This is a genomic window from Bacteroides ndongoniae (genome assembly GCF_900108345.1).
Taxonomy (GTDB): domain Bacteria; phylum Bacteroidota; class Bacteroidia; order Bacteroidales; family Bacteroidaceae; genus Bacteroides; species Bacteroides ndongoniae.
This window is the reverse complement of record NZ_FNVV01000012.1, coordinates 679,120-697,602: the sequence shown is the minus strand read 5'-3', so window position 1 is coordinate 697,602 and position 18,483 is coordinate 679,120. Positions and strand designations below refer to the sequence as shown.

16 protein-coding genes are annotated in these 18,483 nt (G+C 52.2%); 5 read left to right on the top strand and 11 right to left on the bottom strand.

All coding sequences use genetic code 11. From position 1 onward, the window contains the following. Positions 1-61: 61 nt before the first annotated feature. Positions 62-1,105 carry a CNNM domain-containing protein gene (locus tag BQ5591_RS02995; protein ID WP_071148384.1) on the top strand — a complete coding sequence of 348 codons (1,044 nt, stop codon included), beginning with the start codon at positions 62-64 and terminating at the stop codon, positions 1,103-1,105. A 161-nt stretch (positions 1,106-1,266) separates the two neighbouring features. Here the strand turns inward: BQ5591_RS02995 and BQ5591_RS02990 are convergent, their stop codons facing one another. The 10 genes from BQ5591_RS02990 to rimP form a co-directional block, all read right to left on the bottom strand. After that, the gene (locus BQ5591_RS02990; RefSeq protein ID WP_071148383.1) at positions 1,267-1,587 is read right to left on the bottom strand and encodes a heavy metal-binding domain-containing protein; all 321 of its coding nucleotides are present in this window, start codon (positions 1,585-1,587) and stop codon (positions 1,267-1,269) included. A 194-nt stretch (positions 1,588-1,781) separates the two neighbouring features. Continuing rightward, positions 1,782-3,017, bottom strand: coding sequence for a cysteine desulfurase (locus BQ5591_RS02985; RefSeq protein ID WP_071148582.1), 1,236 nt, complete (start codon positions 3,015-3,017; stop codon positions 1,782-1,784). Between the two features lie 158 nt (positions 3,018-3,175). Then, on the bottom strand, positions 3,176-4,519 hold the full coding sequence (gene sufD / locus BQ5591_RS02980) for a Fe-S cluster assembly protein SufD (RefSeq protein ID WP_071148382.1): 1,344 nt from the start codon (positions 4,517-4,519) through the stop codon (positions 3,176-3,178). A 60-nt stretch (positions 4,520-4,579) separates the two neighbouring features. Beyond that, on the bottom strand, positions 4,580-4,960 hold the full coding sequence (locus tag BQ5591_RS02975) for a GxxExxY protein (RefSeq protein ID WP_071148381.1): 381 nt from the start codon (positions 4,958-4,960) through the stop codon (positions 4,580-4,582). 54 nt (positions 4,961-5,014) lie between these two features. After that, a complete protein-coding gene (gene sufC, locus BQ5591_RS02970; protein ID WP_071148380.1) occupies positions 5,015-5,767 on the bottom strand; it encodes a Fe-S cluster assembly ATPase SufC in 753 nt (250 codons plus the stop codon). A gap of 106 nt (positions 5,768-5,873) precedes the next feature. Further along, positions 5,874-7,328: a Fe-S cluster assembly protein SufB gene (gene sufB, locus BQ5591_RS02965; protein WP_113740832.1), complete on the bottom strand. Its 1,455-nt coding sequence runs from the start codon at positions 7,326-7,328 to the stop codon at positions 5,874-5,876. A 36-nt stretch (positions 7,329-7,364) separates the two neighbouring features. Further along, on the bottom strand, positions 7,365-7,895 hold the full coding sequence (locus BQ5591_RS02960) for a CvpA family protein (RefSeq protein WP_071148581.1): 531 nt from the start codon (positions 7,893-7,895) through the stop codon (positions 7,365-7,367). Between the two features lie 200 nt (positions 7,896-8,095). Beyond that, the gene (gene infB, locus BQ5591_RS02955) at positions 8,096-11,170 is read right to left on the bottom strand and encodes a translation initiation factor IF-2 (RefSeq protein WP_022161953.1); all 3,075 of its coding nucleotides are present in this window, start codon (positions 11,168-11,170) and stop codon (positions 8,096-8,098) included. A gap of 63 nt (positions 11,171-11,233) precedes the next feature. Next, on the bottom strand, positions 11,234-12,505 hold the full coding sequence (nusA, locus tag BQ5591_RS02950) for a transcription termination factor NusA (protein WP_071148378.1): 1,272 nt from the start codon (positions 12,503-12,505) through the stop codon (positions 11,234-11,236). Positions 12,506-12,510: 5 nt separating this feature from the next. Beyond that, a complete protein-coding gene (gene rimP / locus BQ5591_RS02945; RefSeq protein WP_071148377.1) occupies positions 12,511-12,978 on the bottom strand; it encodes a ribosome assembly cofactor RimP in 468 nt (155 codons plus the stop codon). 348 nt (positions 12,979-13,326) lie between these two features. Here rimP and BQ5591_RS02940 point away from each other — a divergent pair, with 348 nt between their 5' ends. From BQ5591_RS02940 to BQ5591_RS02930, 3 genes are all read left to right on the top strand, one after another. Beyond that, on the top strand, positions 13,327-14,748 hold the full coding sequence (locus BQ5591_RS02940) for a DUF1593 domain-containing protein (RefSeq protein WP_071148376.1): 1,422 nt from the start codon (positions 13,327-13,329) through the stop codon (positions 14,746-14,748). 16 nt (positions 14,749-14,764) lie between these two features. Continuing rightward, positions 14,765-15,817: a DUF1593 domain-containing protein gene (locus BQ5591_RS02935; RefSeq protein ID WP_071148375.1), complete on the top strand. Its 1,053-nt coding sequence runs from the start codon at positions 14,765-14,767 to the stop codon at positions 15,815-15,817. 301 nt (positions 15,818-16,118) lie between these two features. Continuing rightward, entirely contained in the window at positions 16,119-16,517 is a 399-nt protein-coding gene (locus tag BQ5591_RS02930) for a hypothetical protein (RefSeq protein WP_071148374.1), read from the top strand. Between the two features lie 10 nt (positions 16,518-16,527). On the opposite strand, the gene BQ5591_RS02925 is transcribed toward BQ5591_RS02930, so the two are convergent. Continuing rightward, positions 16,528-17,247: a YgjP family zinc-dependent metalloprotease gene (locus tag BQ5591_RS02925; protein WP_071148373.1), complete on the bottom strand. Its 720-nt coding sequence runs from the start codon at positions 17,245-17,247 to the stop codon at positions 16,528-16,530. A 325-nt stretch (positions 17,248-17,572) separates the two neighbouring features. Here BQ5591_RS02925 and BQ5591_RS02920 point away from each other — a divergent pair, with 325 nt between their 5' ends. Then, a complete protein-coding gene (locus BQ5591_RS02920) occupies positions 17,573-18,433 on the top strand; it encodes a head GIN domain-containing protein (protein ID WP_071148372.1) in 861 nt (286 codons plus the stop codon). The last annotated feature ends 50 nt before the right edge of the window (positions 18,434-18,483 follow it).

Here is an 18,483-nt window from a genome sequence, read left to right as displayed (position 1 = left end):
GGACGGGCCTTTATCCTATCCCAAAGGCTCGCGTCCGCATGTTTCACTTAATACTCATTTTATGGGACTTGTACTTTTATACCTTATTCTTGCCCTTTCCGTATCTTTTCTCTGCTCCGTCATGGAAGCAGTGCTGTTGTCTACCCCCATGTCCTTCATCACCATGAAGGAACAGTCCGGCGCCAAGTCGGCCACCCTGCTCAAGCGGCTGAAGCAGGACATTGACAAACCCATCGCCGCCATTCTGTCACTGAACACCATCGCCCACACCGTGGGTGCGGCGGGCGTCGGAGCCGAAGCCGTAAAAGTGTTCGGCGAAGCTTATTTCGGCATCATCTCCGCCGTACTGACCATCCTCATCCTTGTCCTCTCCGAAATTATCCCGAAGAGTGTGGGTGCCAACTATTGGCGTTCGCTGGCTGTGCCTTCGGCCCGCATCATCCGGGGTATGATTCTGATCTCCTATCCGCTGGTGTGGCTGTCCGAACTGATTACGCGCCTGGTGGCGCCGTCGAAGCACGAGGCTTCGGTGAGCCGCGAAGAGGTGTCGGCCATGGTGTCTATCGGTGCCGAGGAAGGCGTGTTCCAGAAGGACGAAAACCGAATGATACAGAACCTGATCAAGCTGGACAACGTAACGGCCCGCGACGTGATGACGCCTCGTGTAGTAGTGGCCGCTGCACCCGAGGACACCACACTGAAGGACTTCTACCGCAGCAAGCAGTTCTGCAACTATTCGCGCATCCCCGTCTTCCACAACAACGAAGACAACATCACGGGCTACGTGCTGCGGCAAGTCGTATTGGAGCGCCTGGCCGAAGACAAGTTCGACATGAAGCTGTCCGACATTGTACGCCCCATCCTGACCTTCCCCGAAAGCACTTCGGTTTCGAAAATCTGGGAAAAAATGCTTGAGAAGAAAGAGCACATCTCCATCATCATCGACGAATATGGCTGTCTGCGGGGCATCGTCACCATGGAAGACATCATCGAAACAGCCCTCGGTTTCGAGATTGTGGACGAGCGCGACGCCGTGACCGACATGCAGAAGCTGGCGCGTGACCGCTGGCAGAAACGGAAGGCAGAACAGGGTTCCACCTTCTAAAAGCGTATACCGGAAGCAGTGAATCTTCCCCCCTCGCAGAAGCACTCCAGAGCTGTCCGGGAGCCATACAAGTACGGCTCGTGAGAGACACTTGTGTTGCTCGTGAGCCGTGCAAGTGTCCCACACGAGCCGCGCAAGTGTGGTTCACAGGGGTATTTGCGTCACTCTACGGTCACCGCCGTACCGGCTGCCGTCACCATCAGCATGGAGCCGCTGCCGCCCACAGTTTCGTAGTCCAAGTCAACGCCTATCACGGCATTGGCCCCCAAGGCACGAGCCTGCTCTTCCATCTCGCGCAAGGCAGTTTCCTTGGCTTCGCGCAGCACTTCTTCATAAGAGCTGCTGCGTCCGCCCACAATGTCGCGGATACCGGCAAAAAAGTCACGGAACACATTGGCACCGATAATGGTCTCGCCCGACACGATGCCGTAGTAGCGGGTAATTCTCCCGCCGTCAATCATAGAAGTGGTTGTAAGTAACATATCTGTCTCGTCATTTAAAAGTTATTTGCTCTTATTAGACGCAACCGATGGAGGAAAAGTTGCAGGAGGGAGAGAAAAAGATGGAAAAATCAAAGAAAAGGGTCGGACAGATAATATAAACCGCAGAGAATACGGATTTAAATTGCAATCCGTGTCCTCTGCGGCTTTATGGTTCCGATTGACGGCTTTAAATATCAGAACATCCTGCTCACGCGCTCCACACCGGCTACCAGCGCATCGATTTCTTCCTTCGTATTATACAAGGCGAAGGAAGCGCGGACAGTGCCCTCGATGCCAAGCCGTTGCATCAGCGGCTGGGCGCAATGATGTCCCGTGCGCACGGCAATGCCAAGGCGGTCGAGCAGCGTACCCATATCGAAGTGATGGATGTTGCCCACAAGGAAGGAGATGACACTACCCTTTTCGGGAGCTTCGCCGAAGATACGCATGCCGGGTATTTCCTTCAGGCGACGGGTGGCGTACTCGGTCAGTTCGTGCTCGTAGGCTGCGATGCGGTCCATACCGAGGGCAGAAACGTAGTCCAGTGCCTTAGCCAGACCTGTAGTGCCGATGTAGTCGGGCGTGCCGGCCTCGAACTTAAAGGGCAGTTCGTTGAACGTGGTGCGCTCGAACGAAACGTGCTGAATCATCTCGCCCCCACCCTGATAGGGAGGCAGCTTGTCGAGCCAGTCTTCCTTGCCGTAGAGCACGCCAACGCCTGTGGGACCGTAAATCTTATGTCCGGAAAAGACGTAGAAATCGGCATCGAGCGCCTGCACATCCACCGGCATGTGGGGAATGCTCTGTGCGCCGTCTACCAGCACGGGGACGCCGTGGGCATGGGCCGTGGCTATCATTTCGCGCACGGGGTTCACCGTACCCAGCACATTGCTGACGTGAGCCACACAGACAATCCGGGTACGCGGAGTAAAGAGCCGTTCGTATTCGTCCAGCAGCAGTTCGCCACGGTCGTTCATGGGAATCACACGGAGAACAATGCCCTTACGCATCTGCAGCAGTTGCCAGGGGACAATGTTGCTGTGGTGCTCCATGGTGGAAACAATCACCTCGTCGCCCTCCTTCAGAAAAGCTTCGCCAAAGCTGGAGGCCAACAAGTTGATGCTTTCGGTCGTGCCACGGGTGAAGACTATCTCGTTGGTGCTGCGGGCGTTGATAAACTTGCGCACCGTCTCGCGGCTGGCTTCGTGAAGTTCAGTGGCCTGCTGCGACAGGAAATGTACCCCACGGTGCACGTTGGCATTGACGCTGTAATACTCGTCGGTGATGGCATCGACTACGCAGCGCGGCTTCTGGGTTGTGGCGCCGTTGTCTAAATAGACCAGCGGTTTGCCATAGACGGTGCGGCTAAGGATGGGGAAGTCTTGCCTCACCCCCATCCCCTCTCCCAAGGAGAGGGGGGAAGAAAACATTTGTGAGTTATTCTGTTCAGACATATCTTTCATCTATTATTCGTTTATTTGCTCCATCCTTTTTCTTCAAAAAGAATGTAACTTTCAGCCTCTTCCTATACTTTCGCATTCGGTCACTCCTCCCCTCTCCTTGGGAGAGGGGTCGGGGGTGAGGCTCCCTACTTACAGATAGCACACCCCTGACACTTGTTCAGCTCGCCGCGGAAGCGCTTCTCAACCAGCAGGTGCAGACGGTCGCGCAAGGCGTCAAGGCGGATGGTGTCTATCACTTCGTTGACGAAAGCAAACATCAGCAACAGACGGGCTTCGTGCATCGGAATACCACGCTGACGCATATAGAACAGAGCTGCGTCGTCCAGCTGACCGACTGTCGCACCGTGACTACACTTCACGTCGTCGGCATAGATTTCCAGTTGCGGCTGCGTGTACATACGAGCCTCGCGAGTGGCGCAAAGGTTACGGTTGGTCTGCTGCGAACTGGTGTGTTGTGCACCGGGACGAACCAGTACCAGTCCGGCAAAAGCACCCGTAGCCTGATCGTCGAGCACATACTTGAAAAGCTCGTTCGACGTACAGCGGGGCACGGCATGGTCGATGACGGTGTGGGTATCTACATGCTGGTTCTTGTCAGCAATGGCCATGCCGCAGAGGTTGATTTCGGCATTCTCGCCAGCCAGGGTCACGTTGACAGTATTGCGTGTGGTGCCGCCTGTCAGCGTCATACCGTTCAGCAAGACATTACTTCCGCTGTCCTGACGGACGTACATGCTACTGACACGTACGGTGCTGGTATGTGTTTCCTCCAGCTCGTACAGGTCGAGTACGGCATTCTGTCCCACAAAGACTTCCACTACTTGTGTAGCCAGGAAGCTGACTGCATCCATTGCATGATCGCATACCAGCAGACGAGCCTGCGCACCGTCTTCCAGCACAATCAGCACACGACGGTTCACCATCAGATTGACGTCGCTGCGCAGGATATTGACCAACTGAATGGGGCGTTCTACCACTACGTTCTTAGGCACATAAAGCAGCACACCGTCTTGCGTCAAAGCCGTGTTGAGGGCAGTCACTCCGTCCTTGGATGTATCGGCCAGCTTGCCGTAGTATTTCTTCACCAGTTCGGGATGCTCCGCTGCCAGCTGACGTAAGCTGCCGAAGAGCACGCCTTCGGGCAAATGCGACTTGGGCAATGACTTGCTATAAAAAGTATCGTTCACAACAAAATAGAGCGAAGTGCTCATGTTGGGCACGTCGCACTTGAACACGTCGTACGGATTGACTGGTATGTCGAGCTGCTTCAGGTTGAGCCCGTAATCGGGTTCGAACAGTTTGCTGACATCGGTGTACTTGTATTTCTCGTCCTTGCGGGTGGGGAAGCCCAGGCGCTCGAAATCGGCAAACGCCGCTGCACGGGGGGCATTCATCACCTCGCAACTGTGCTGGCATATCATGGCCTCGCACTGCGAGAACAGGTCTATGTATTGTTGTTCGGGTCTCATAATTCTTCTTTCTTTTTAGATACGCGGACGACACGGATCATACGGACGAACGCGGATGGATTATTTCATACGTTGACGACTGAATATCTTTCGTCTGAATGCCGGTTCGGGACCAAAGTTTAAAATGAGTCCCACTTCAATACCGGTAGCTTTCAGATAATTCATAAGTTGTGCTTCGTGTCCCGGAGTAATATTCTCAACAGCCTTCAACTCAAGAATAACAACTCCTTCCACCAAAATATCAGCATAATACAAGCCTACCACTTCTCCTTTATAATAGACTTCTATCTTCTTTTGCGGTTCACACTTCAAACCGGAACGAAGCAATTCCTTATATAACGCATTCTGATAAACATTCTCCAGAAAGCCATAGCCCAGCTCATGATAAACATCATAAAAGGCACGCAAGATCTTGCTTGTTATATAAGAATGCAGCACCATATAAATAAAAATCCGTGTTAATCCGCCTCATCCGCGTAGTCCGCGTATCTATCATTATTCGCTAACTTCCTTTTTAATCCAGTCGAAGCCGCGGTTCTCGATTTCTGTTGCCAGTTCGGGACCACCGGTCTTCACGATGCGGCCGTTCAGGAGGACGTGTACCACATCAGGCTTCAGATAGTCCAACAAACGCTGGTAGTGCGTGATGATCATGGCCGAGGTCTGCGGCGTGCGCAGCTTGTTGAAGCCCTCGGCCACAATACGCAACGCATCCACATCAAGGCCAGAATCTGTCTCGTCGAGGATGGCAAAGGTCGGCTCCAACATGGCCATCTGGAAGATTTCGTTGCGCTTCTTTTCACCGCCGCTGAAACCCTCGTTCACCGAACGGTTGGCCAACTTGCTGTCCAGTTCGACGATGGCACGCTTCTCGCGCATCAGTTTCAGGAACTCGCTTGCCGAAAGGGCAGGCAGATGGCGGTACTTGCGCTGCTCGTTGACGGCAGTACGCATAAAGTTCACCATCGATACACCGGGAATCTCGACCGGCGTCTGGAAGGAAAGGAAGATACCCTCGTGGGCACGGTCTTCGGGCGAAAGGGCCAGCAGGTCCTTTCCGTTGAAAGTAATGGAGCCACGTGTCACTTCGTAAGCAGGATGGCCTACAAGAACGTTGCTCAGCGTACTCTTTCCGGCACCATTCTGGCCCATAAGGGCGTGTACCTCACCGTCGCGGATGGTAAGATTGATGCCTTTCAATATCTCTTTGCCATTAATGCTGGCATGAAGGTCTTTTATCTCTAACATAACTTATGTAATTAAGAATGAAGAATGAAGAACGAAGAATTACTTTTTCCTCATCCCGACTTCCTCATTCAATTTGATTCTTAATTCTGCATTGTTCGTTCATCATTTATCCCACACTGCCTTCCAGCGAGATGCTCAGCAGTTTCTGAGCCTCGACGGCAAACTCCATGGGCAACTTGTTGAGCACTTCCTTGGCATAGCCGTTGACGATAAGTCCCACAGCGTCTTCGTTCGAAATGCCGCGCTGGTTGCAATAGAATATCTGGTCTTCACTGATTTTGCTGGTGGTAGCTTCGTGTTCCACTACCGCTGTTTCGTTGTGAATGTCCATGTAGGGGAAAGTATGTGCACCGCACTTGTCGCCCAGCAGCAACGAGTCGCACTGGCTGTAGTTACGGGCATTGTCAGCCTTGGGGCTGACACGAACCAAACCACGGTATGAATTCTCGCTCCGTCCGGCCGAAATACCCTTGCTGACAATAGTCGAACGGGTATTCTTACCGATGTGTATCATCTTCGTACCTGTATCGGCCTGCTGGTAGTTATTGGTCACGGCTACGCTGTAGAACTCGGCCACGGAATTGTCGCCTGCCAGGATGCACGAAGGATACTTCCAGGTTATAGCACTACCCGTCTCGACCTGCGTCCACGACAGTTTACTGTTCACACCCTTACAGATGCCGCGTTTGGTGACAAAGTTATAAACACCACCCTTGCCTTCGGCATCGCCGGGATACCAGTTCTGCACAGTGCTGTACTTCACCTCGGCACGGTCGTGTACCACAATCTCCACGATGGCGGCATGAAGCTGGTTCTCGTCACGCATCGGAGCCGTACAACCTTCCAGATAGGAAACGTAAGCATCGTCATCGGCCACAATCAGTGTACGTTCAAACTGCCCTGTACCTTGCGCATTGATGCGGAAGTAGGTGGACAGCTCCATGGGGCAACGCACACCTTTGGGGATGTAAACAAACGATCCGTCGGAGAAAACAGCGGAGTTAAGCGCAGCAAAGAAATTGTCGCGGTAAGGAACAACCGAGCCCAAGTACTTCTGCACCAGATCGGGATGCTCGCGGATGGCTTCACTCATCGAGCAAAAGATGATGCCTTTCTCCATCAGTGTTTCCTTGAAAGTAGTCTTTACAGAGACGGAGTCCATCACGGCATCCACGGCCATGCCGCTCAGTGCCATCTGCTCCTCCAAGGGAATGCCCAGTTTATTGAAGGTTTTGATCAGTTCAGGATCCACTTCGTCCATACTCTTGGGACCTTCCTTCTTCTTAGTCGGGTCGGCATAGTAAGAGATGGACTGATAGTCAATCTCGGGAATGCGGAGGTGAGCCCATGTGGGCATCTCCAGTGTCAGCCAGTGGCGGTAAGCCTTCAGGCGGAACTCCAGCATCCAGTCGGGCTCACCCTTCTTTTGGGAGATAAGACGGATAACGTCTTCGTTCAAGCCCTTCTCGATGACATCGGTATGCACGTCGGTGGTGAAGCCATATTTGTACTTCTCCTGCGTGAGTTCCTTGACATATTTATTGGGTTCTTCTTGCATCACAATATAAAATCAATGAATTATTTATGAATCACTATACTATAAGTCAACCGAAAGTTTGTCCAAATCACCGTTTACAAATTCTTCTGCAACTGTTTTTGCCACAGGAAAGAAGATGCCGGCAAACGACTCCATGGGATAATATAACACCGATTCTTTCTTTTTTGTTTTATCAATCAGTGAATTATCGGAATCGATGAATTCGAGTACACCAATCAGCAGACTGACCAGCAGAAGATACTTCAATGCGCCAAGCCCCGAGCCCAGCCAACGGTTCACCCAACCCAAGGAAACAGCCTCCATGGCTTTAGTCAGCAAAGCGGCTATCAGCGTAAAAGCCAAAGGTACCGCAATCCAGATCAGGACAAAAGCCAGTATTTGTGCAAACGTCATGGAATCGGTCAGGGCAGGACATAGCTTTTCGGCTGCCGAAGCATACAAGGCTTTAGCAGCCAATAGTCCCACAATCAGTCCGAGCAGAGATGCCAGCTGTTTTATAAAACCTTTGATAAATCCCAGCACTGCCCCGATACCTACAATAACAAGTATGATGATATCAATCATTGTCATGCTTCTCTCTATTTGCAAGGCTATAGCCAAAAGTATTCTTCTGTTTCGGCATTACCTTATTTATTATATAAACTTCAGCCGCAGGCAACACCGACAACGCAGATTTCACTTTCCCTTGCGGTATGACAACACGAATCATTCGTGCAGCACAAAATCTATGTCATCCGCGTTAGCTGCGGCTGAAGAATCAACTATTCAAATTACAATGTCTGCTTTACTTCTACTTCTTCATAGGTTTCGATGATATCGCCCACCTTGATGTCGTTGCAGTTGGTCAGGCTGATACCACACTCGAAGTTAGTACCTACTTCCTTCACATCGTCCTTGAAGCGTTTCAGTGCATTGATGTTTCCGCTAAAGATTACAATACCATCGCGAATAAGGCGTGCCTTGTCGGTTCGTTTCACCTTTCCGGTCTTCACCATGGCACCAGCTACCATACCAACCTTGCTGATGTTGAATACTTCGCGCACTTCGATGGTTGCAGTTACCTGTTCCTTCACAGTCGGAGCAAGCATACCTTCCATAGCGGACTTCACTTCCTCGATAGCGTCGTAGATCACAGAATACTTGCGGATATCTACACCTTCCTGCTCGGCCAACTTGGCTGCCGAGTTAGACGGACGTACCTGGAAGCCGACAATAATAGCATCGGAAGCGGCGGCCAGCGAAACATCGGATTCGGAAATCTGTCCCACACCCTTGTGAATAACGTTAACCTGAATCTGCTCGGTAGACAGCTTGATAAGAGAGTCGCTCAAAGCTTCGACAGATCCGTCCACGTCGCCCTTCACAATAATGTTCAGTTCGTGGAAGTCGCCCAAAGCCAAACGACGTCCTACTTCGTCCAGTGTCAGCATCTTCTGTGTACGCAATCCCTGTTCGCGCTGCAACTGTTCACGTTTGTTGGCAATTTCGCGTGCTTCCTGTTCGGTTTCAATTACGTGGAACGTATCACCTGCAGCCGGCGCACCGTTCAGGCCCAGGATCAGAGCGGGTTCAGCCGGACCGGCTTCTTTCATACGCTGGTTACGTTCGTTGAACATGGCTTTCACCTTACCATAGTTGGTTCCGGCCAACACGATATCGCCCACTTTCAAGGTACCGTTCGAAACGAGCACTGTTGCCACGTAACCGCGACCTTTATCAAGTGAAGACTCAATGATAGAACCTGTTGCCTTCCGGTTAGGATTAGCCTTCAGGTCAAGCATTTCGGCTTCGAGCAATACTTTTTCAAGCAATTCGGGAACACCAATACCCTTCTTTGCCGATATATCCTGTGACTGATATTTACCACCCCATTCTTCAACGAGGAAGTTCATACTTGCCAATTCTTCCTTAATCTTATCGGGGTTGGCAGTCGGTTTATCAATCTTGTTGATGGCAAAAACAATGGGCACACCGGCAGCCATGGCATGATTGATAGCTTCTTTGGTCTGCGGCATCACATTGTCGTCGGCTGCCACGATGATGATAACAACGTCTGTTACCTTGGCACCACGGGCACGCATGGCAGTAAAGGCTTCGTGACCTGGTGTATCGAGGAATGTAATCCGGCGTCCGTCTTCCAGCTTCACATTGTATGCACCGATGTGCTGCGTGATACCACCCGCCTCACCGGCAATAACGTTAGCCTTACGGATATAGTCGAGCAACGATGTCTTACCATGGTCTACGTGACCCATCACAGTAACAATCGGGGCACGAGGCTGCAAGTCTTCTTCTGCATCAGCTTCTTCGACAATGGCCTGAGCCACTTCGGCACTGACATACTCGGTCTTAAAGCCAAACTCCTCGGCTACCAGGTTGATAGTCTCGGCATCGAGACGCTGATTGATAGATACCATAATACCGATGCTCATGCAAGTTCCGATTACCTGTGTCACAGGTACGTCCATCATGCTTGCCAATTCGTTAGCTGTTACGAACTCCGTCAGCTTCAGTACTTTGCTATCGGCCATTTCCTGATTTTCGAGTTCGTGCATACGGTCGGCCGCCTGTTCACGTTTCTCTTTACGATACTTGGCTCCCTTACTCTTACCCTTGGCTGTAAGACGTGCCAACGTTTCTTTTACTTGCTTAGCAACATCTTCTTCGCTTACCTCCTGTTTTACTACAGGCTTCTTGAAGCGATCCTTATTCTTCTTTCCGCTACCTGGCTGTCCGGGCACTCCCGCCATCGGGTTACCACCTTTCTGACGGTCGTTTCCTCCACGCTGGAAGTTGGAAGCATTATTGATATCTACTTTTTCCTTATTGATGCGCACGCGTTTCTTCTTGCCGCCCAAGTCTCCATCGTTGATGTCCTTCATCTTGCTGTCTTCCCGACGGATTTCCTTAATGATGGCTTCTTTCATCTGCTTGCGCTGATCCATGCGCTGCTTTTCCTTCTCTTCACGCTCGCGTTTCTTTTCTTCCTTCGATTTCTTCTTGGGGCGTGTAGACTGGTTCAAAGCAGCCAGGTCGATTTGGCCTATGACATTGATTTTCGAAACGAACTCCGGCTGGCGAATCTTGAAGATTTCCTCCTCGCCCGATTTCTTCGTTTCTTCCGTATGCTCAGCTTCAGGTTCTGCTCCATCTGCCTCGTCCGATGCAGACGCATTTTCCTGAAGAGGTTCTTCTGCAGGTTCGGCTTGCTGACTGGCAGACACTACGTCTTCCTGACTGTCGGCAGCTGCGGCATCCTGTACCAAGGTCTGCTCGGGCTGCGAAGAAACAACCTGTGCCTGCGGCTCGGGCTGTGACTCTTCTACTTGTTTGTCGGATTCATCAGCCGTTACAGTTGTTTCCTGTTCAGCCTGTACATTGGTGGCCACTTCTTCTACTTTCTCTATTGTTTCCACGTTTTTTTCCTCGGTACTCTTCTCCATTTGCGTATTATGTACTTCTTCCTCTTTCTCCACTACCGGACGACGGTTCAGCTTGTCAAGGTCGATCTTACCTACTGGCTTGAACTTCGGGCGTATATCTTCCGGAATCACAGTTCTGATTTCTTCTGACTTCGTTTTCTCCTGAGTTTCCGTTTCGTATCCGTCGATCGATACAGAAGCCTTATTACGCTCCTTGTTCTGACGTACCTGGCTGAAACGTTCAGACTTCATCTTGAGATCCTTGTCTGTACTGAACTCTTTCTTGAGCATTTCGAACTGTTCATCCGTAATCTTCGTGTTAGGATTTGCCTCCACGGTAAACCCTTTCTTTTGCAGGAATTCGACAGCCGTCGTAATTCCTACATTCAAATCTCTTGTTACTTTATTTAACCTAATCGTCATACTTTAATTTTAATGAATAATAGTGGAGAAAGAAGTGGGGTAAGTCATGCTGTTCGCCCGGACTTACTCATTGTTGTCGTCTTCAAACTCCTGTTTCAAAATACGTAATACATCGTCCACCGTTTCTTCTTCCAAATCGGTCTTTTCGATCAGCATTTCACGGGGCGCGTTGAGCACTGCCTTGGCAGTATCTATACCGATAGACTTGATGGCGTCGATCACCCATCCGTCTATTTCGTCGCGGAACTCGTCGAGATAGATATCTTCGTCCTCAACGGCACTGTCATCCAGTTCACGGAAGACGTCGATGGTGTATTCTGTCAACATGCTGGCCAACTTGATGTTCAAACCTCCCTTACCGATGGCCAATGACACTTCTTCGGGTTTCAGGAAGACTTCGGCCTTGCGCTCTTCTTCGTTCAGACGTATGGACGAGATGTGTGCAGGGCTGAGGGCACGTTGGATAAAGAGTTGTATGTTGGATGTATAATTGATCACATCAATGTTCTCGTTACGCAGCTCGCGTACGATACCGTGAATGCGGCTTCCCTTCACACCGACGCAGGCTCCTACGGGATCGATGCGGTCGTCGTAGCTTTCTACGGCAATCTTGGCACGTTCGCCGGGAATGCGTGCAATCTTCTTGACGGTGATCAGGCCGTCGTTGATCTCGGGCACTTCCATTTCGAGCAAACGTTGCAGGAAGACGGGCGACGTACGGCTCAGAATGATTTTCGGATTGTTGTTCTTGTTGTCCACACGGGCTACCACGGCACGGGCCGTCTCACCTTTACGGTAGAAGTCGCTCGGAATCTGCTCGGTCTTGGGCAACAGTAGTTCGTTTCCTTCGTCGTCGAGCAACAGGATTTCTTTCTTCCAGATCTGATATACTTCCGCATTGACAATAGTGCCTACCTTGTCGATATACTTGTTGTAAAGGCTATCCTTTTCAAGTTCCAAAATCTTGGAAGCCAGTGTCTGGCGCAGATTCAAGATGGCACGGCGTCCGAACTTGGCAAAGTTCACTTCGTCGGTCACTTCCTCGCCCACCTCGTACGAAGCATCTATCTTCTGTGCTTCGCTCAGCGAGATTTGCAGGTTGGGGTTCTCCAGGTCTTCGTCGGCCACCACTTCACGGTTACGCCATATTTCGAAGTCACCCTTGTCGGGATTCACGATTACGTCGTAATTCTCGTCGGTACCAAACATCTTTGCAATGACGCTGCGGAACGACTCTTCCAGCACGCTCACCATCGTGGTACGGTCTATATTCTTCAGTTCCTTAAATTCCGAAAATGTGTCTATCAAGCTGACAGTTTCTTCTTTCTTGGCCATAAGTCTTATTTAAAACTGATTAAGTATTTAGTATATTTTATTTCTTCGTATGCAAAGGTCAGGTCTTCGTCTACCATCTTAGGACGTTTGGCACCTTCTTCTTTCACCTTCTTCTGTACAGTCACGATGAAGCGTTGTTCGTCGGCATCCTTCAGCACTCCGTGCAGTTTACGCCCGTCGCAGGTAAGCACTTCGACTTCGCTGCCGATGTGGCAGAGGTATTGTTGCAGCACCTTGAAAGGTTGCCCGATACCTGCCGAGCCTACTTCCAGCTCGTAGTCTTCTTCTTCTCGATTCAGCTTGGACTCAATGTAGCGGCTCAGTTCCACACAGTCTTCAATCCAAACACCGTCTTTGTGGTCTATTTCTACCACGATTTTATCATCCGGGCTGATGGTCACATTGACCAGGAAGTAGTCTTTTCCTTCCAGCCACTCATCAACAATCTGACAAACAGTTTTCTTTTCTATCATAGATTAACTAATAAGAACAAAAAAGAGGAGCTTGATTGCCCCTCCACCTTTCATCCGTTTCCGGTGCAAAGATATAAATAATCTGCTCGCCTGCAAAATATTAGAACGAAAAAATTACGCAACAGAAACAAGCTGTGCGGCGCATAGGGGTTTCTCCTGCGCTCAATCATGCGCATTTCAAGTTTTTATTTCATATCCGATAGGTTCTTTCCAAACGTAATATATACCTTTTCGACACATCCAACCAGCAAAAATCTCGGAATTCGCTCAATTTCTCCCTCAAAAGAGGCAATTTAAATGAAATTTCCAACGTAACTTTGCGAAGTTAACTAAAACACATCACGTATCATGAAAACTTTACTCAGAACACTGCTTATTCTGCTTGCAGGAAGTTGCCTCTGCACAAATCCGGCGAAAGCACAAAACAAACAGCTGAAACCACGCCTGGTAGTACTGACCGACATCGCTCCCGCCAATGTGGAGCCCGACGACATGGAGTCGCTCATCCGTCTGCTGGTACATGCCGACTTGTATGAAATTGAAGCCATCATCGCCACCAGCGGATGGAACAGCAGCGGCGGCCCCTACCCCACCAGCTGGATGGACAGCATCAGCACCGTCATCGACGCTTACCAGAAAGACTTGCCCAACCTGATGAAACGCTCGGCACAGAGCGGATTCCTGCCCCTGAAAAAGGAGAACCGCCAACAACAGCTTGGCTATTGGCCCAGCGCCGACTACCTGCGTAGCAGGGTGATGGCGGGCAGCCTGGAACTGGGTAAAGACAAACTGGGAGAAAAGAACAACTCGCGCGGCAGCGACTTCCTGATTCAGCTGGCCGACGAGGACGACGACCGCCCGCTGTGGATTACCGCCTGGGGTGGAGCCAACACACTGGCACAAGCCATCTGGAAAGTGCAACGCGAACGAACGGAAGAGCAACTGAAAGCCTTTCTGGACAAACTCTACGTCTACACCATCACCGACCAGGACGTGTCCTGGGGCGACCGCGGCAACCACAAGTACAGCTCGCACTACTGGATGCGCCAGACGTGTGGCAAATCGCTGCGTTTCATCTGGGACGAAAGCGCCTGGCTCTCGCAATGCGGACTGGGCAGCAGCCGCTGGGGCGAATACGCCACCCACATACAAGGCCACGGACACCTGGGCCGCATCTACCCCAAAAACAAATACGGTGTAGAGGGTGACACCCCCTCCTACCTGCACCTGATGCCCAACGGGCTGAACAATCCTGCCATCTTCAACGAAGCGGGCTGGGGCGGCTACTTCGAGTGGGGACTGAGTCCCGACGGCGAAACCAGCTGCTACACCAACCACCAGCCCGAAGTGAAGAAAATATCGCAGAAGTACGAAAACTACTTCTACCCCGCCATCTTTGCCAACTTCGCCGCCCGCATGGACTGGGCTGCCCAAGGGAAAGGCAACCGCAATCCCGTCGTGATAGTCAACCGCCAGAAAGGGCTGGATGCCGTCAGCCTTAAAGCCCGTGCCGGAGAAACCATCCAACTGGATGCCTCGAAATCGTCCGACCCCGACGGCGACCGCCTCAGCTACCACTGGTGGATACTGCCCGAAGCCGGAACCTATGCCGGTACGCCGGAGATAGAGCATGCCGACGCGGCCCGTGCCATCCTCACCGTGCCTGCCGACGCAGTTGGAAAGACCCTTCACGTCATCTGCGAAGTGACCGACGACGGACAGCCCGCACTGAAGGGCTACCGCAGAGTAATCATAACCGTCAACCCCTAACAACACCCTATAACTCATGAGAAAAAAACTATCCCTCGCCTTTCTTCTGCTGCTCGTAGCGGGCAGCCTGTTGCAGGCAGCACCGCGCCTGCGTGTAGTCATCATGACCGACTTTCCTCCGGTGGACGTAGTGCCCGGCGGAATGGGATTCGGCGCTCCCGAACGCCGGAGCGACTCGGACGACGTACAGTCGATGGTCCGCTTCCTGCTCTACACCAACGAATTCGATGTAGAGGGCCTCATCGCCACTTCGGGCACCTTTGCCAACGTGGCCAACAAACAGAATCTGCTGGATATGCTCTACCTGTACGAAGCCGTACAGCCCAACCTGAAACGGCACGACAACCGCTACCCGACTGCCGACGCCCTGCGCCGGGTGACGTGGCAGGGACGCTCGGGCACGTGGGGCAAAAAGGCCGATGAGATCATTGGAAAAGATTGCGACAGCGAGGCATCCGAACAGATTATCCGCCTGCTGGAAGAACCCGACGCACGCCCCGTGTGGTTCTGCGTCTGGGGAGGAACGGCCGACCTGGCCCAGGCCTTGTGGAAAATACAGCAGACCCGTCCCCGTGCCGAAGCCGAACGCCTGATGGCCAAAGTACGCGTCTACATGATAGCCTTGCAAGACGGCTCGGGACAATGGCTGCTCGACACATTCCCCCGCCTGTTCACCATCATGTCGCGCCAGAACTACATGGGCATGTTCTGGAACGCCGTAGGCTCCGACCCGTCGGTGGCCGACCTGAAGTGGGTGAACCAGCACATCCGTCGCGGCCACGGACTGCTGGGTATGGCCTACCCTGAAAGCGGTTTCTATCCCGACACGCCCGGTGTGTGGGAAGGCGACTCGCCCTCGTACCTCTACCTCGTAAGCGCCGCCTTAGGCATCAGCGATGCCGAAAAGCCCGACCAGCCCAGCTGGGGAGGCCGGTTCATCCGTCCCAACGCGAACAAGAACCACTGGTTCGACTCGCCCGAAGGCGGAAAGGCCGTCTACCAATGGCGCGCACAGTTTCAGGAAGACTTCGCCAAGCGTGCCGACTGGATGCTGCCGCCTGCCAAGTAAACGGCCGCGCACTGCATAGCACACAAACATAGCCCGCGAGCAACGCTTGTGTGGCTCATGAGAAACACTTGTGTGGCTCGCGAGCCGTGCAAGTGTCGCTCGCGAGCCACACAAGTGTCCTACAACTACCTGAAAACAGAGTGCTTTTTCTGGTAAAAACAATGCCTTCCGAAACACTTTCCGCATCCGCCTCCTTCGCCATTCAGCTACAAGCCAGCCACATGTTTTCGGGACCGGAACGACGGGGAAACCGAAAAATGAATTATCTTTGCGAAGAATTATCTCTAAACGCATCCAAACCATGACACACCGTCTGAACACCAACAAGCAATTCATGATAGGCAACGGCATTCTGGCCTTCGCCGTCATCCTGGTAGTCGTGATATTCGTCTACATGAGCATGCGCCTGCAACGCGAGAAAGAAGGCGAACGCTACTTTGCCGAAACCTACAACATCACCCTGGTACGCGGATTTGCCGGCGACTCCGTCTCCATCCTGATAAACGACAGCCTGCTCGAACGCCGCACCATCGACACCGAGCCGTTCAGCCTGTCCGTCAAGCGCTTCAGCGAGCAAAGCGCCCTGATGATTGTAGACAACGCTACCGACAAACTCTCCCTGTTCGAACTGAGCGAAAAAGGCGGCGACTACCACTTCGAAAAAGAAGGGGAAGAAGTAAAACTGCTGTCGCAGGAGTAAACCGCCCGCCCTACCGGCCAAGGCCACAAAGCCCCGTGCGGAATTGCCGCAGTTCCTGACGCAAGGCCAGCGCCCGTCCGTCAGTCATCCTGTCCAGCAAGGCCCAGAAACGGGGGCCGTGGTTCATCTCGCGCGTATGAGCCAGTTCGTGCAGCAGCACATAGTCTACCAGATGGCGCGGCAGGAGCAACAGATAAAAGGAAAGGTTGATGCTGCCCCGCGCCGAACAACTCCCCCACCGTCCGCAACTCGAATTGATCTTCACACTGCTGTACGTCAGCCCGTTCCGTGCGGCAAGCTGCTGCAAACGCGGCGGAAGCACCACTTTCGCATTCCGTCGCAACGCTTCGTCTATCACCTTGCGCAGCCATGCCTGCAAAGCCTCGTCGGCAAAGTCGGCATCCGGCGGACAGACAATCTGCATCTCGCCCACGCCGGACCGGGACAGGAAACGTTCCTGCCGTCCGGGCACCAAAGTCAGCCGGAAGTAATCGGCATCAATCCGGAAATTCAGGTCGATCAGCGGACGCGCCAGTTTCTGCCGGGCCGCCAGCAGACGGGGACGCAACTGCTCGATGGCGCGTTTCACCTCGGCAAGCGGCGTACCGGGCGGCACCGTCACGTGTATGCCATCGGGCTTCGTGCGGAACGTCAGCCGCCGTGCACGGGCATCGGCACGCACCAGCAGCGGCCCCAGCTGTTCGTCGTCTATCACATAAGGGTTCGTCATATCAGCGTTTTTAATCAGGCAAAAGAACAAAGATTCCCCGAAACCACCAACAAAACCTCCATCAAACTCTGTCGCCCGCCCCGCAAACATCCCGTCTCCACCGGACAATCCACCCGCAAGACAGTACGCAAAAGCGGACAACTGTCCGTTTCCGAACAGAAGATGATTCTTGATATTTGTTGCAAATCAGCCGATTAGACTTTTGGCACAGGAATTGTCCTACACATACCGACGAAACTTTTTTGAAAAAAACATCGCTAACCGTGCAACTTTTCAACAGGGCTCTACGTCTAACAGATAAACGAAATACTTAAAAACAAAAGATATGAAACGAATAACATCTATCCTTCTGGTCTTCATAATGGCCATCAGCACACAAGCTTGTTCTTTCTCCGGAAACTACGGTTTCGGAAACGGCAAACGCGTCAAAGGTAGCAATAACTATGTGACCAAAGAAATCCGTACCGGCAATTTCAAGAAGATAAGCGTCAGCGGAAGTTCCGACGTGACTTATACCCAGAAGTCCGGCAAACCGAAAGTAGAAGTCTATACCTCGGACAACATCGTCGAACTGCTTGACATCTACGTTAAGGACAACACCCTGCACATCGGCTTCAAGAAGGGCTACAACATATCTTATAACAAGCTCGAAGTGCGTGTCACTTCGCCCGACCTGAACAAGATCAGCGTAGCCGGTTCGGCCGACATTAACCTGGTCAACGGAATAAAGACCAACGACTTCGGAATAAGCGTGGCAGGTTCGGCCGACATCAAGAGCCCCCACACCATCGCCTGCGAAAACATCTGTAGCATTACCATAGCCGGATCGGGCGACATCGATGCCAACGCCCTGCGCTGCAACCGACTTGAGGTTTCGGTAGCCGGATCGGGCGACATGACCATAAAAGATGCCCAAGCCACCAGTGCCAATGCCTCGGTAGCAGGATCGGGTACCGTCACCATCGCAGGAAGCGTGGACAATGCCGAATACAGCGTGGCAGGTTCGGGCGACCTGAATGTTTCCAATCTTCGTGCCCGCAGCGTGTCGGCACAGGTCAGCGGCTCGGGCGACATCCGCTGCCATGCCACCGAATACCTGAAAGCACGCACTGCCGGCAGCGGAGGCATCGGCTATAAAGGCAATCCGCAACTGGATCTTGAAAAGAAAGGCATATATAAACTCTAACAGCAAATATAAATTCTCTCTTTCCGAAGGGTGCGCACCAGCTGCCGCCA

Excerpts from the sequence above, each read along its gene's own strand:
- BQ5591_RS02995 (WP_071148384.1), top strand. The coding sequence starts at position 62 with ATGGGACTTGTACTTTTATACCTTATTCTTGCCCTTTCCGTATCTTTT.
- BQ5591_RS02990 (WP_071148383.1), bottom strand. The coding sequence starts at position 1,587 with ATGTTACTTACAACCACTTCTATGATTGACGGCGGGAGAATTACCCGC.
- BQ5591_RS02985 (WP_071148582.1), bottom strand. The coding sequence starts at position 3,017 with ATGTTTTCTTCCCCCCTCTCCTTGGGAGAGGGGATGGGGGTGAGGCAA.
- sufD (WP_071148382.1), bottom strand. The coding sequence starts at position 4,519 with ATGAGACCCGAACAACAATACATAGACCTGTTCTCGCAGTGCGAGGCC.
- BQ5591_RS02975 (WP_071148381.1), bottom strand. The coding sequence starts at position 4,960 with ATGGTGCTGCATTCTTATATAACAAGCAAGATCTTGCGTGCCTTTTAT.
- sufC (WP_071148380.1), bottom strand. The coding sequence starts at position 5,767 with ATGTTAGAGATAAAAGACCTTCATGCCAGCATTAATGGCAAAGAGATA.
- BQ5591_RS02960 (WP_071148581.1), bottom strand. The coding sequence starts at position 7,895 with ATGACAATGATTGATATCATCATACTTGTTATTGTAGGTATCGGGGCA.
- infB (WP_022161953.1), bottom strand. The coding sequence starts at position 11,170 with ATGACGATTAGGTTAAATAAAGTAACAAGAGATTTGAATGTAGGAATT.
- nusA (WP_071148378.1), bottom strand. The coding sequence starts at position 12,505 with ATGGCCAAGAAAGAAGAAACTGTCAGCTTGATAGACACATTTTCGGAA.
- rimP (WP_071148377.1), bottom strand. The coding sequence starts at position 12,978 with ATGATAGAAAAGAAAACTGTTTGTCAGATTGTTGATGAGTGGCTGGAA.
- BQ5591_RS02940 (WP_071148376.1), top strand. The coding sequence starts at position 13,327 with ATGAAAACTTTACTCAGAACACTGCTTATTCTGCTTGCAGGAAGTTGC.
- BQ5591_RS02935 (WP_071148375.1), top strand. The coding sequence starts at position 14,765 with ATGAGAAAAAAACTATCCCTCGCCTTTCTTCTGCTGCTCGTAGCGGGC.
- BQ5591_RS02930 (WP_071148374.1), top strand. The coding sequence starts at position 16,119 with ATGACACACCGTCTGAACACCAACAAGCAATTCATGATAGGCAACGGC.
- BQ5591_RS02925 (WP_071148373.1), bottom strand. The coding sequence starts at position 17,247 with ATGACGAACCCTTATGTGATAGACGACGAACAGCTGGGGCCGCTGCTG.
- BQ5591_RS02920 (WP_071148372.1), top strand. The coding sequence starts at position 17,573 with ATGAAACGAATAACATCTATCCTTCTGGTCTTCATAATGGCCATCAGC.